Origin of the sequence: Viridibacillus soli (genome assembly GCF_016612995.1) — a bacterium.
GTDB lineage: Bacteria > Bacillota > Bacilli > Bacillales_A > Planococcaceae > Viridibacillus > Viridibacillus soli.
In genome coordinates this window covers 133,972-147,712 of sequence record NZ_JAEOAH010000005.1, presented here as the reverse complement: position 1 = coordinate 147,712, position 13,741 = coordinate 133,972, and the positions used below count along the sequence as shown (strand labels likewise).

The following is a 13,741-nucleotide window of genomic DNA, read 5'->3' as shown; positions in this document are numbered from 1 at the left end:
TAAAATGAGCGTTTATATTAATAAAGAAACAAAAGTACTTGTACAAGGTATTACAGGATCAACAGCTTTATTCCATACAAAGCAAATGCTTGAATACGGTACAAAAATTGTTGCAGGAGTTACACCAGGTAAAGGTGGTACGGCAGTAGAAGGCGTACCGGTTTATAATACAGTAGTAGATGCCGTAGAAGCAACGGGCTGTAACGTTTCAGTTATTTACGTACCAGCTCCATTTGCAGCAGATGCCATTTTAGAGGCAGTAGATGCTGAATTAGATTTAGTCATCTGTATTACTGAATACATTCCAGTAATAGATATGGTAAAAGTTAAACGCTATATGGAAGGTAAGAAAACACGTTTAGTTGGTCCGAACTGTCCAGGCGTTATTACTGCAGATGAATGTAAAATTGGTATTATGCCAGGTTACATCCATAAAAAAGGCCATGTAGGGGTTGTTTCACGCTCTGGTACTTTAACATATGAAGCGGTACATCAATTATCTCAAGCTGGTATTGGTCAAACGACTGCAGTTGGGATTGGTGGAGACCCAGTTAATGGTACAAACTTTATCGATGTATTAAAAGAATTCAACGAAGACCCAGAAACATACGGTGTCGTGATGATCGGTGAAATCGGTGGTACAGCAGAAGAAGAAGCGGCTGAGTGGATCAAAGCCAATATGACAAAACCAGTTGTAGGCTTCATTGGTGGACAAACTGCGCCTCCAGGAAAACGTATGGGTCATGCTGGGGCCATTATTTCAGGTGGTAAAGGTACAGCTGCAGAGAAGATTAAAGCTATGAATGCAGCTGGAATCGAAGTAGCAGAAACACCATCTGTTATCGGTGAAACATTTATTAAAGTAATTAAAGAAAAAGGTTTGTACGAAAAATGTAAAACACATTAATATAGAAGGTGTAGCAAAGTCTTAAAAGACGGCGCTACACCTTTTAAATATATGCGAATGGAGTGCAAAAATGAATGAAAAACAATTGACACATAGACTGTTAGCATTGCATTATGTATTTCCGGTACCGCTAAACAGACTAGCACCATTATTCCAAGTGGATGCGGAGCTTGAGGCATTAGAGCATATGTCTACACAGAGAATTACTAAATTATTAAAACTCTCCTACGAAAAAGCAAATAAATTAAAGTCTGCTTATATCAAAATGCTGGAAACCCCTTTACTCCAAGCGTATGAGCAAAAATCTATTACCCCTATCCCTTATTATCATCCCTTATTCCCTAAAACGTTATTCGATTTATGTGATCCACCTGCATGTCTCTATGTAAAAGGACAAGTGGAACTATTATACAATGAGCGTAAAATGGCTATAGTTGGCTCTAGAAAGGCGACAGCCTATACAGAAAAGGCGTTACAATGCATTATGCCACCGTTAGTGGAGCATGATTATATCGTCGTTAGTGGCCTTGCAAAGGGTGCTGATCGCATGGCGCATGAAAGTGCAATTACAAATGGCGGTAAAACAATCGCAGTTCTTGGACATGGATTATTTCATCTATATCCAAAAGAAAATGCCAAGTTAGCTGAAATAATTAGCCAAAATCATTTATTAGTGACAGAATATCCACCTTATATCGGCCCAAAACGATGGTATTTTCCAATGCGAAATCGTATTATTAGTGGCATGTCTAAGGCGATACTTGTTACAGAGGCCGCTGAAAAAAGCGGAACATCCAGTACGATGGACCACGCCTTAGAACATGGAAAGGATATTTTCGTTGTGCCAGGTGATATAACATCAAAACTTTCACTAGGACCTCATAAACTACTCTCTGAAGGAGCTACGCCTGTCTGGAATGGCTATCAAATAGTAGCAGAGTTAGAGAGGAATTTTGTTTGAAGTTTAAAAAGGTTTCAAAAAAATGATTCGATGATAAGAACAGCCACTTGCTATGAGTGGCTTTGGTTTTTATTCAGCTCTAATAGATCAACTACCATCAGCAGTGACGTTGAAGTAATATCCACCACTTTCTTTAACCTTTTGAATAGTGGAGCCTTTATATACCAATTTCATTTATTGTAACGACAAAATTACTTTGCCCATTATGCGTAAACTACAGATATTAGCCCGAGCTTGTAACTTAATAAATACTAAACAATCTAGGTTGCCTTTTGCGCTGCCATCCAAAATTTCTTTAAGAACAAATTGTGACATTTGATTAGACCAATTACCGCTAGCTGTTGTGTAGAAAAAATAATAATCATGAATGTGCAAATGAATCCTTTATCTATAATATATAGTAAATTAGAGTCGTCATAGATATTAGATTAGTTTTTTGTTATAAAAAACCATCCAAATGAACGGTCTTTTGTGAATTTTTTAAGTGAACAAAGAGTGAACAACTTAAAATAATTAATTGTTTTTTAGTGAAATTATGTGGAATATATTGAGTTTCTTCTATATTTAAATAGCCTTTATCATTGCTTTTTAAAATAAAATACCTTAATGTGAAATTTAACTTGCAAAAAAACATTTTCTGTTATACATTTTGCAACAGGTATTCTTTTGTAAACGCTAAGGAAAAAAGTTATAGTTGAGTAGCAAGAAATTTTTAACAATATATACAAGTACACATTCAACTTTAACAAGTGGAGCTAAAAGAAAATGAATCATCACCTCTATAAGGGGGAACTCACATGTCGGATTATTTAGTAATAGTAGAATCGCCCGCAAAAGCAAAAACAATCGAGCGATATTTAGGAAAAAAATATAAAGTAAAAGCATCCATTGGTCACGTACGTGATTTACCTAGAAGTACAATGGGCATTGATACGGAAAATAATTTTGAACCAAGATATATTACCATTCGTGGTAAAGGTCCTGTTTTACAAGATTTAAAATCCGCTGCTAAAAAGGCTAAGAAAATCTATCTCGCGGCCGATCCAGATCGTGAAGGGGAAGCAATTGCTTGGCATTTAGCAACAGCACTCAACATTGATATTCACTCGGATTGTCGCGTATTGTTTAACGAAATTACGAAGGATGCCATTAAAGAGTCATTTAAGCATCCACGACCAATCGATATGGATTTAGTTGATGCCCAACAAGCGCGTCGAATTTTAGACCGTCTTGTAGGATACAACATTAGTCCACTTCTATGGAAGAAAGTCAAAAAAGGCTTATCAGCAGGTCGTGTCCAATCAGTTGCATTACGAATGATTATCGATCGTGAAAATGAAATTAAAAACTTTCAACCAGAAGAATATTGGACAATCGAAGGTAACTTTGAAAAAGGCAAAAAGCAATTTGACGCCCTTTATTATGGAAGTGGTAAAGAGAAGATTAAGCTATCTAATGAGGCTCAAGTAAAAGATGTCTTGAAGTTATTGAAGGGTGAAGATTTTGAAGTAGCGAAAGTTGTTAAACGTGAACGTAAGCGTAATGCAGCGCCATCGTTTACAACATCATCCTTACAACAAGAAGCTGCACGTAAGTTAAACTTCCGTGCGAAAAAGACTATGATGCTTGCACAGCAATTATATGAAGGTATAGATGTTGGTAAAGAAGGTACAGTTGGTTTAATTACGTATATGCGTACTGACTCAACACGTATTTCTGAAACGGCGAAAAAAGAAGCATTTGAATATGTTCAAACAACATATGGGGATGAATATACAACGCCTCTTGATCAGCAAGCGAAAAAATCTGAAAAAGCACAAGACGCTCATGAAGCGATTCGTCCTACAAGTACAATGCGTACACCGGATCAATTGAAAGCTGTCTTATCAAGAGATCAGCTTCGTCTGTATCGCCTAATTTGGGAACGCTTTATTGCGAGCCAAATGGCATCAGCTGTCTTAGATACAGTAACAGCAGACTTACAAAATGGGGGCGCCTTCTTTAGAGCAACAGGCTCTCAGGTGAAATTCCCGGGTTTCATGAAACTTTATATTGAAGGCTCAGATGATCAAAAAGAAGAGAAGGATAGACTATTGCCACCGATGGAAAAAGGCGATATCGTAAAATCCTTGAATATTGAACCGAAGCAGCATTTCACTCAGCCACCGCCACGCTTCTCAGAGGCAAGACTAGTGAAAACAATGGAAGAGCTAGGGATAGGACGACCATCAACCTACGCCCCGACACTTGATACGATTCAAAAACGTGGTTATGTCACATTAGATTCAAAACGTTTTGTACCAACAGAGTTGGGTGAAATCGTACACTCATTAGTATTAGAATTTTTCCCTGACGTTATTAATATCGAGTTCACTGCGAAAATGGAGCAAGATCTAGATAGCATCGAAGAAGGAAATACAAAATGGGCGAAAATTATAGATGATTTTTATCAAGACTTTGAAAAACATGTGCAGCATGCTGAAGTAGCGATGGAAAAAGTCGAAATTAAAGACGAACCGGCTGGCGAAGATTGCGAAAAATGTGGCTCACCAATGGTCTTCAAACTTGGTCGTTATGGTAAATTCATGGCATGCAGTAACTTCCCTGACTGCCGAAATACAAAAGCAATTGTGAAAGCAATCGGTGTTACATGTCCAACATGTAAAGAAGGCGAAATTGTTGAACGTAAGAGTAAAACAAAACGCATATTCTTTGGATGTAACCGTTACCCTGAGTGCGATTTCGTATCATGGGATAAACCAATTAGTAGACCATGTCCAAAATGTAGTGAACTCTTAGTTGAGAAAAAATTGAAAAAAGGTGTACAAATTCAATGTACGAAATGTGACTACAAAGAAACACCTTCACAATGATTAGAATGAGAAAGCGGGTATAAAATAGCATGACAACAATAGTAAATGTAATCGGTGCAGGTTTAGCAGGTAGTGAAGCAGCTTGGCAAATTGCTAAAAGAGGAATTCAAGTTCGTCTATATGAAATGCGTCCAGTTAAGCAAACACCGGCTCACCACACAGATAAATTTGCAGAATTAGTATGTAGTAACTCACTCCGCGCTAATAACTTAACAAATGCAGTTGGTGTTATCAAAGAAGAAATGCGTATGTTAGATTCCGTTATTATTGAAGCAGCGGATCGAAGTTCAGTACCAGCTGGCGGCGCTTTAGCGGTAGACCGTCATGAATTCGCGGGTTATGTAACAGAAAAGGTGAAAAACCACCCACTAATTGAAGTGATTAATGAAGAAGTAACGGAAATTCCTGAAGATGGTATTACAATTATTGCAACAGGTCCATTAACTTCAAAAGCACTGGCAGAACAAATTCAAGCTTTAACTGGTGAAGAATATCTTTATTTCTACGATGCTGCAGCACCAATTATTGAAAAAGATAGTATCGATATGGAAAAAGTGTATTTAAAATCTCGTTATGACAAAGGTGAAGCGGCATATTTAAATTGTCCAATGACTGAAGAAGAATTCGATCGTTTCCAAGATGCATTGATTAACGCTGAAGTGGCACCTTTAAAAGAATTTGAGAAAGAAAAATACTTCGAGGGTTGTATGCCGATTGAAGTAATGGCATCACGTGGTCCTAAAACAATGTTATTTGGTCCTATGAAACCCGTAGGATTAGAAGATCCTAAAACAGGTAAACGTCCACATGCAGTCGTGCAACTTCGTCAAGACGACGCTGCTGGTACACTTTATAACCTAGTAGGATTCCAAACACATTTAAAATGGGGCGCACAAAAAGAAGTATTTAGTATGATTCCTGGTTTAGAAAATGTGGAAATCGTTCGTTATGGTGTGATGCACCGTAATACATTTATTAACTCACCTAAAGCGTTAGCACCTACTTATCAACTGAAAAGTCGTCCAAACATTTTCTTTGCTGGTCAAATGACGGGTGTTGAAGGTTATGTTGAATCAGCAGGTAGTGGCTTGATTGCGGGCATTAACGCAGCTCATCTAGCAATGGAACAAGACTTGTTAATCTTCCCTGAAGAAACAGCGTTAGGTAGTATGGCACGTTATATAACAGAAGCAGATTCTAAACACTTCCAACCAATGAATGTGAACTTCGGTTTATTCCCGAAATTAGGCGAGAAAATCAAATCGAAACTGGAACGCGGTGAAAAGCATGCAGAGCGTGCATTAGCTGCTATCCAAAACTTTAAAAATACAACAAATATTTAATTGCTCAAAGCCCTTAAAAGTTGTTACAATTTTAAGGGCTTTTCTTTGTTTACAATCGGATATCCATAGTCATACTTGAAAAGAAGAAGTTGTCTGTAATATTTATATAGGAAAAAATTTCGGTAAGATGTAACGAAATTATGCCAAAGACGTGAAGAAAATTGGCAGATTGTGATTTTATTTTTACTTATGAACTGAAGTGTCGAACAATTCATATGAGTGTGTTATACTCATATGTGCCTTAAACAACTAGAATTAACATTAGCTCTAGATTAGTAAACGTTTTTGCTTTATAAAAAATGCTTAGAGTGAGAAGATAAGTTTTGAAACTTATCATTAACGAGGTGTTCAAATGAACATACGATCTGAACAAGCACTTGAGCAATTTGTTATTTATATTCAATTAGAAAAGAATTTTTCACCACTGACAGTGCGAGAATATCAATCTGATTTACATGAATTTTTATCTTTCTTAAAAGTAGAGGGTGTCGAAGATTTAGCAGCAGTTGAATATATTCACGCCAGACTTTACGTAACAAAATTGTATGAAGAAAAAAAAGCCAGAACAACTATCTCCAGAAAAATTTCTTCCATTCGTTCCTTTTTTCGTTTTTTGAACAAGGAATATGGGTTAGATGATGCAGGCTTTCAAGCGCTGTATCATCCGAAAAAAGAAGACAGATTGCCACGCTTTTTTTATGAAGAAGAGCTTGCCAGATTGTTTCAAGCAAATGAAGGGGAAGATCCGAAGTCGTTGCGTGATACAGCTATTCTTGAATTGCTGTATGCTACAGGCATTCGGGTTAGTGAATTGACATCGATTGAATTAAAAGATGTTGATTTTTCATTAAGCATTTTACGAGTGATGGGTAAAGGGAGAAAAGAGCGTTATGTACCATTTGGACATTTTGCTTCGGAAGCATTGCAACAATACTTAGCAAATTCACGTCCTAAACTTATGAAAGCCTTGCAAAATCCTCAGCTATTTGTCAATATGCGAGGTGGAGCACTTACAGCAAGAGGTGTTCGTTATATTTTAAACGATATGATGAAAAATGCAGAGCTACATACGACCATTTATCCTCATATGTTAAGACACACGTTTGCCACACATTTATTAAACAATGGAGCAGATTTACGTACGGTGCAGGAATTACTTGGCCACGTAAATTTATCTTCTACGCAAGTTTATACGCATGTGACAAAAGAACATCTAAGAAAGACATATATGAATGCTCATCCGAGAGCGTAACAATTGGGAGGAGGGTTATTATGGTTGAAATGCATGCAACCACAATTTTTGCAGTACAACATAAAGGGCAAAGCGCAATGGCAGGTGATGGGCAGGTGACACTTGGTAATGCAGTCGTGATGAAGCACACAGCAAGGAAGGTGCGTCGTCTCTATAACGGTAAAGTATTAGCAGGGTTTGCGGGGTCTGTTGCTGACGCGTTTACATTGTTTGAAATGTTTGAAGGGAAACTGATGGAGTATAACGGTAACCTACAACGTGCTTCGGTGGAAGTTGCAAAGCAATGGCGTGGAGATAAAATGTTGCAAAAGCTAGAAGCAATGTTACTTGTGATGAATAGTGAAACACTATTACTTGTTTCTGGTTCAGGTGAAGTCATTGAACCTGATGACGGCATCTTAGCAATTGGTTCTGGCGGTAACTATGCGTTATCAGCTGGAAGAGCATTAAAGCAATACTCTGGCGAATCATTAACAGCAGAGGAAATTGCAAAAGCATCGCTTGAAACTGCAGCAGATATTTGTGTATTTACTAACCATAATATTATCGTGGAGGCACTGTAACTATGACACAACAACAAACGCCTAGACAAATGACCGAGTACTTAGATCGTTATATCGTTGGGCAACGAGATGCCAAGCGTGCAGTAGCTGTTGCGCTTCGTAATCGTCATCGTCGTCAACTTTTAGATGAAGAGATGAAAAATGAAGTCATTCCAAAAAACATTTTAATGATTGGACCGACTGGTGTTGGGAAAACTGAAATTGCAAGACGTATTGCACGCTTAGTGAAAGCACCTTTCATTAAAATTGAAGCGACAAAATTCACTGAAGTAGGTTATGTTGGTCGTGATGTGGAATCCATGGTACGTGATTTAGTAGAAGTAGCTAACCGTCTTGTGAAAGAAGAAAAACAAGAAGAAGTAAAGGAAAAAGCGGAGCGACTTGCCAATGATCAAATTGTGAAATTGCTTGTCCCAAGTATGCGTAAAAAGCAAACAACGTCAAATCCCTTCGAAATGTTTTTCGGTCAAAATTCCGAGCAAGAAGAAGAGACTTCTTCAGATGATACAGAGGTACGTTTAAAACGATCGCAAATTGCAGATGATCTAAGAGCGGGTAAGCTTGAGGATGAATGGATATCTGTAGAAGTAACAGAGCAAGCACCATCAATGTTTGGTGGTTTCCCGGGAGCAGGCATGGATATGGGTGGTAGTAACATGGGTGACATGTTATCAAACTTAATGCCAAAGCAAAAGAAAAAACGCCGTCTACAAGTAAAAGACGCAAGACGTGTACTTATAATAGAAGAAGCTAATAATTTAATTGATTCTGACGAAGTTTCTCAAGAAGCGATTAATCGCGCTGAGCAAACGGGCATCATCTTTATCGATGAAATCGACAAAATTGCCAACAAAAATGGTAGCTCTGGTTCTGCAAATGTCTCAAGAGAAGGTGTTCAACGTGATATACTACCAATCGTTGAAGGTTCAACTGTAAATACGAAGTATGGTCCTGTGAAGACTGATTATATGTTATTCATCGCTGCGGGAGCATTTCATATGTCTAAGCCATCAGATTTAATCCCTGAGTTGCAAGGACGCTTCCCGATTCGCGTTGAATTAGAAAAGCTGACTAAGGAAGACTTTGTCCGAATCTTAAAAGAACCAGACCATTCATTAATCCTACAGTACAAAGCATTGCTTAATACTGAAGGTGTAGAAATCGAATTTACAGAAGAAGCGATTGATCGTATAGCTGAAATCGCCACATCTGTAAACCAAGAAACAGATAATATCGGAGCGCGCCGTTTGCATACAATTTTGGAACGCCTATTAGAAGAGCTATCTTTTGAAGCGGCAGAGATCGCGCCAGCTCACATCGATATTACACCAGCGTACGTAGATCAAAAACTTGGAGAAATTGCGAAGAACAAAGATTTGTCACAATTTATTTTATAGTTTATAATCTACTGTATTGCATGAAAATTTAAAAAGTTTTGAAAATTAGAAAATAACGAAGAAAATATTACAGGAGGCTAAATAAATATGAATTTATTAGCTAAAACAAGAAAAATTAACTCTATGCTACAAGCTTCTGCTGGGAAACCAGTTAACTTTAAAGAAATGGCTGACACATTAGGAACAGTCATTGAAAGTAATGTATACATCGTAAGCCGTAAAGGTAAATTACTAGGTATCTCAATTACGCAACAAATTGAAAATGAACGCCTTAACAAAATGTTTGAGGAACGTCGTTTCCCAGAAGAATACACTCAAAACCTATATGACTTTTCTGAAACTGTACCAAACCTTGACGTGCATGACGAACATAGTGCATTTCCATTTGAAAACAAAGAGCTTTTCAAATCAGGTCTAACTACAATCGTGCCGATTATTGGTGGTGGCGAACGTTTAGGAACATTGATCTTAGCTCGTTTAGCAGGTACTTTTGAAGATGACGATTTAATCCTAGCTGAATATGGGGCAACTGTAGTAGGTATGGAAATTCTTCGTGAAAAAGCTGAAGAAATCGAAGATGAAGCGCGTAGTAAAGCAGTCGTACAAATGGCGATCAACTCACTATCTTACAGTGAATTAGAAGCTATTGAGCATATTTTCGAAGAACTAGATGGTAGCGAGGGATTACTAGTTGCTTCTAAAATTGCTGACCGTGTAGGAATTACACGATCAGTTATCGTAAATGCTTTACGTAAACTAGAATCAGCTGGTGTAATAGAATCACGCTCTCTAGGTATGAAAGGTACTTACATTAAAGTTTTAAATGATAAATTCTTAGGTGCATTAGCAGAAATTAAAATGCGCTAATAAATACGATTTAACTAACTATCCTGAAGTCAATTAAAGACTTTTGGATAGTTTTTTATTGATAAAATTAGATATTATACCTAATGAGTATAGGCAGAAATATTAAGATAACCTTATAAAATATGATTAAATATATGATAAATAATACAAAAAGAATAAGATAGGATGGAGTTTTTACGAAAAAGTAAAATTCGAGAGTAATGGACTAATGCTTTTGTAGGGGTGACGATAATATTTTATAATACCAATTAACTCCTATAAAAGGCGTAAAAATGGTATTAAGGTAATTATATTCTAAAATGTTTTCCTGGTCAAAATTTGAATATAAATGTAATGATATATAGTGGAATAAAATGTAATAATTGCTCTTTCATACAATAAATATCAAATTTTTTAGAATTATTAAAATATTACTGGGTTTTATATGCTTACTAATTCGACAAAAAAACTAATAAATTCCTATTGTGTCGAAAGTTTCTCAAGTATTGCAAAAATAAAAGAATAACTTCGTTAACACTGTTTTTATAGTGAATAATACCTTTATCTTTTATAGGAGAACTGATTTAGAAGATTTGAAGGAAAAGGTGGACAATAATAAAAAAATAGGTTTTTATGCCTATCAAAAATCCCATTATACGGATGGACACTCTGATATATCTTTATTACAATTAAGTAGTAAAAAAAAAGTGAAATTTGGTAGTATATATCGAATTGGGGTGAAAGATTTGAATTTATTTGGAGGAACAATCAATAACTTGGAAAATGGCCTCTCTTATGCGACGGTGAAAAATAAAACAATTGCTCAAAATATAGCGAATAATGACACACCTAACTATAAGGCGAAAGATGTAAGTTTTAGTAAAATGCTAAATGAGGCACAAAATACATATATACAAGCAAACCGAACAGATCAAAGGCATATTGATTTTAGTGCTAAAAAATCGACACCTGGTGTTTATAGTTATACAAATCTACGCTACCGTGAAAATGGTAACGGTGTAGATATGGATAAAGAACAAGCAAGTTTGGCTGAAAATACAATTTACTACAATGCTTTAATTGATCGTATTAACGGCAAACTAAACACATTACAAACCGTCATTAAAGGGGGTAACTAATTATGTCTATCTTCCATAGTCTGAATACGACTGGTTCAGCACTTACTGCTCAACGATTAAGAATGGACGTCATTTCATCGAATATAGCGAGTGTCGATACAACACGAGCGACGATGGAAAATGGTGAATGGGTACCATATCGCCGTAAAACTGTAACGCTCTCGTCGAAAGAAGGACAATTTTCGAATTACTTAAATGCAGCGATGGGTTCATCTAGTAAACAGGGAGTAGGAAATGGTGTTAAAGTAACGCGTATTAATAACGATACTGAAACGCCATTTAAACTAGTCTATGATCCAACGAACCCAGATGCAAATGCTGAAGGCTATGTACAAACGTCCAATGTTGATCCTTTAAAAGAAATGGTTAACCTAATTTCGGCTACAAGATCATATGAAGCAAACGTCACGGTTTTTAATGCTAACAAGTCGATGCTTACAAAAGCCTTAGAAATTGGTAAATAACTCTAAAGGGAAAGGATGACCAAACTTGCCAGTATCACAAATATCTGTAACACAACCTATTCAACCTGTCATGACACAAAGCGTCACAGAAACAATGTCAACGGATTCAAAAGGAAATTTTGGAACGATGTTAAAAGACGCGATTCAATCTGTAAACGATAGTCAAACAGCTTCTGATCAAATGACGACAAAACTTATTAACGGAGAAAATGTTGAACTTCATGATGTTATGATTTCTGCTCAAAAAGCAAATATAACAATGAATACAGCATTACAAGTGCGTAATAAAGTCGTAGAGGCGTACCAAGAAATTATGCGAATGACAGTTTAATTCGAAAGGTTATCGCGGATTAACTATGTATTGAAACATTCACTATAACCGGAGGCTCAAAATGAATGAAAGACTGACAAAAATCAAAACCGACTCCACAAGGTTTTGGGGAAGTCGTACAAAAACGCAAAAAGGTACGTTAATAGGTTCTCTTCTTGGAATCGTTATTTTGGCAGCGGTTATTACATACTTTACAACTCGAGTAACATACGCGCCACTTTATTCAGACCTATCGACTGCTGAAGTAGGGAAAATTAAAGAAACGCTCGATGCTCAAGGGACAAAATATAAAATCGCTCCAGGAGGCACTTCGATCTTAGTGCCAGAAAATCAAGTTGATGCATTGTTAGTACAGTTAGCGTCAGAGGGGTTCCCTGAATCTGGGAAAATAGACTATTCATTTTTCTCTCAAAATGCCGGATTTGGTATGACAGACAATGAATTTAGTGTTTTAAAATTAGCTTCTACACAAACAGAACTAGCAAACTTGATTAAAGGGATTAAAGGCGTAAAAGACGCAAAAGTTATGATTACTTTGCCTGAATCGGGTGTTTTCGTAAGCGATACGCAACAACCGGCAAGTGCTTCTATTGTTTTGAATACAGAACCAGGGTATCAATTTACAGAAACACAAATTCAAACACTCTATAACTTAGCATCTAAAAGTGTTCCAAACTTATCACCAGAAAATATTGTTATCACAAATCAATACTTTGAATATTACGATTTACAGACATCCACTACTGCAACAGCTGGTGCTACTGGAACAGATGTAAATCAACAACTGACGCTTAAAAAGCAAATTGAGCGTGATTTACAACGCCAAGTTCAAACGATGTTAGGCACTTTAATGGGTGCGGAAAAAGTAGCCGTTGTTGTGACTACCGATATTGACTTTACCCAAGAACAGCGAGAAGAAAATCTAGTAGAACCGGTTGATAAAGAAAATATGGCTGGAATTCAAATTAGTGCACAGCGTATAAGTGAAACGTTTACAGGTAATGGAGCAGCAGCTACTGGTACACCAGAAGCTGAAAATGCAACTGATAATTTCACAAACTATCAATCTGGTTCTAATGGTGATGGAGACTACGAAAAAACGGAAGAAACGATTAACAATGAAGTCAATCGTATTAAACGTCAAATCGTAGAAAGTCCGTATCGAATTCGTGACTTAGGGATTCAAGTAATGGTAGAACCACCGACAGCTGACGATGCAACGACATTACCAGCTAACGTTCAACAAGATATACAAAATATGCTTGCTTCAATCGTCCGAACTTCAATTGATAAAAACGAAGCAGGGCAATTAACAGATGCTCAAATAGATGAAAAAGTTAACGTTACTGTTCAACAATTGAACGGTAAAATGCAAATGGAAACTACTGAAACAAGTAAGATTCCATGGTGGATATACGTTATCGGTGGTATCTTACTAGTCGCTATTATCCTACTAGTATTCTTCATTCTGCGTTCTAGAAAACAAAAAGAGGAAGAAGCTTTAATTCTAGAAGACCAAGTAGAGATGGCTGAAATAGAAGATATTACTACAGAGAAAGAAACAGAATCAACAGTACGACGTAAACAGCTCGAAAAAATGGCAAAAGATAAGCCAGATGAATTCGCGAAACTACTACGTACATGGATTACTGAAGATTAATGGGG

12 protein-coding genes are annotated in these 13,741 nt (G+C 36.8%); all 12 read left to right on the top strand.

Annotation, left to right across the window (positions count from 1 at the left end):
* Positions 1-4 precede the first annotated feature (4 nt).
* The 12 genes from sucD to fliF all read left to right on the top strand — a co-directional run bounded on the left by sucD (position 5) and on the right by fliF (position 13,736).
* Complete coding sequence (gene sucD, locus JFL43_RS05930) at positions 5-907, top strand: succinate--CoA ligase subunit alpha (protein ID WP_100796467.1); 903 nt, start codon at positions 5-7, stop codon at positions 905-907.
* A 70-nt stretch (positions 908-977) separates the two neighbouring features.
* A complete protein-coding gene (gene dprA / locus JFL43_RS05925) occupies positions 978-1,868 on the top strand; it encodes a DNA-processing protein DprA (protein WP_200748299.1) in 891 nt (296 codons plus the stop codon).
* Between the two features lie 797 nt (positions 1,869-2,665).
* The gene (gene topA, locus JFL43_RS05920; RefSeq protein ID WP_100796469.1) at positions 2,666-4,741 is read left to right on the top strand and encodes a type I DNA topoisomerase; all 2,076 of its coding nucleotides are present in this window, start codon (positions 2,666-2,668) and stop codon (positions 4,739-4,741) included.
* A gap of 29 nt (positions 4,742-4,770) precedes the next feature.
* Entirely contained in the window at positions 4,771-6,084 is a 1,314-nt protein-coding gene (gene trmFO / locus JFL43_RS05915) for an FADH(2)-oxidizing methylenetetrahydrofolate--tRNA-(uracil(54)-C(5))-methyltransferase TrmFO (RefSeq protein WP_200748298.1), read from the top strand.
* Positions 6,085-6,436: 352 nt separating this feature from the next.
* Positions 6,437-7,336: a tyrosine recombinase XerC gene (gene xerC / locus JFL43_RS05910; protein WP_200748297.1), complete on the top strand. Its 900-nt coding sequence runs from the start codon at positions 6,437-6,439 to the stop codon at positions 7,334-7,336.
* Between the two features lie 20 nt (positions 7,337-7,356).
* Positions 7,357-7,899: an ATP-dependent protease subunit HslV gene (hslV, locus tag JFL43_RS05905; protein WP_100796472.1), complete on the top strand. Its 543-nt coding sequence runs from the start codon at positions 7,357-7,359 to the stop codon at positions 7,897-7,899.
* A gap of 2 nt (positions 7,900-7,901) precedes the next feature.
* Positions 7,902-9,296, top strand: a complete 1,395-nt coding sequence (gene hslU / locus JFL43_RS05900; RefSeq protein ID WP_200748296.1) for an ATP-dependent protease ATPase subunit HslU — start codon at positions 7,902-7,904, stop codon at positions 9,294-9,296.
* Between the two features lie 87 nt (positions 9,297-9,383).
* Positions 9,384-10,163 (top strand): GTP-sensing pleiotropic transcriptional regulator CodY, encoded by a 780-nt coding sequence (codY, locus tag JFL43_RS05895; RefSeq protein ID WP_200748295.1) that lies wholly within the window; start codon positions 9,384-9,386, stop codon positions 10,161-10,163.
* Between the two features lie 725 nt (positions 10,164-10,888).
* Positions 10,889-11,281, top strand: coding sequence for a flagellar basal body rod protein FlgB (flgB, locus tag JFL43_RS05890; RefSeq protein ID WP_200748364.1), 393 nt, complete (start codon positions 10,889-10,891; stop codon positions 11,279-11,281).
* Between the two features lie 2 nt (positions 11,282-11,283).
* Positions 11,284-11,745 (top strand): flagellar basal body rod protein FlgC, encoded by a 462-nt coding sequence (flgC, locus tag JFL43_RS05885; protein WP_200748294.1) that lies wholly within the window; start codon positions 11,284-11,286, stop codon positions 11,743-11,745.
* Between the two features lie 25 nt (positions 11,746-11,770).
* On the top strand, positions 11,771-12,076 hold the full coding sequence (gene fliE, locus JFL43_RS05880) for a flagellar hook-basal body complex protein FliE (protein ID WP_200748293.1): 306 nt from the start codon (positions 11,771-11,773) through the stop codon (positions 12,074-12,076).
* Between the two features lie 61 nt (positions 12,077-12,137).
* Positions 12,138-13,736, top strand: coding sequence for a flagellar basal-body MS-ring/collar protein FliF (gene fliF / locus JFL43_RS05875; RefSeq protein WP_200748292.1), 1,599 nt, complete (start codon positions 12,138-12,140; stop codon positions 13,734-13,736).
* Positions 13,737-13,741: the final 5 nt, after the last annotated feature.

Bases quoted from the DNA above. Each gene is read 5' to 3' on its own strand.
- codY (WP_200748295.1), top strand. From the start codon at position 9,384: ATGAATTTATTAGCTAAAACAAGAAAAATTAACTCTATGCTACAAGCT.
- dprA (WP_200748299.1), top strand. From the start codon at position 978: ATGAATGAAAAACAATTGACACATAGACTGTTAGCATTGCATTATGTA.
- trmFO (WP_200748298.1), top strand. From the start codon at position 4,771: ATGACAACAATAGTAAATGTAATCGGTGCAGGTTTAGCAGGTAGTGAA.
- sucD (WP_100796467.1), top strand. From the start codon at position 5: ATGAGCGTTTATATTAATAAAGAAACAAAAGTACTTGTACAAGGTATT.
- xerC (WP_200748297.1), top strand. From the start codon at position 6,437: ATGAACATACGATCTGAACAAGCACTTGAGCAATTTGTTATTTATATT.
- flgC (WP_200748294.1), top strand. From the start codon at position 11,284: ATGTCTATCTTCCATAGTCTGAATACGACTGGTTCAGCACTTACTGCT.
- fliF (WP_200748292.1), top strand. From the start codon at position 12,138: ATGAATGAAAGACTGACAAAAATCAAAACCGACTCCACAAGGTTTTGG.
- topA (WP_100796469.1), top strand. From the start codon at position 2,666: ATGTCGGATTATTTAGTAATAGTAGAATCGCCCGCAAAAGCAAAAACA.
- hslU (WP_200748296.1), top strand. From the start codon at position 7,902: ATGACACAACAACAAACGCCTAGACAAATGACCGAGTACTTAGATCGT.
- hslV (WP_100796472.1), top strand. From the start codon at position 7,357: ATGGTTGAAATGCATGCAACCACAATTTTTGCAGTACAACATAAAGGG.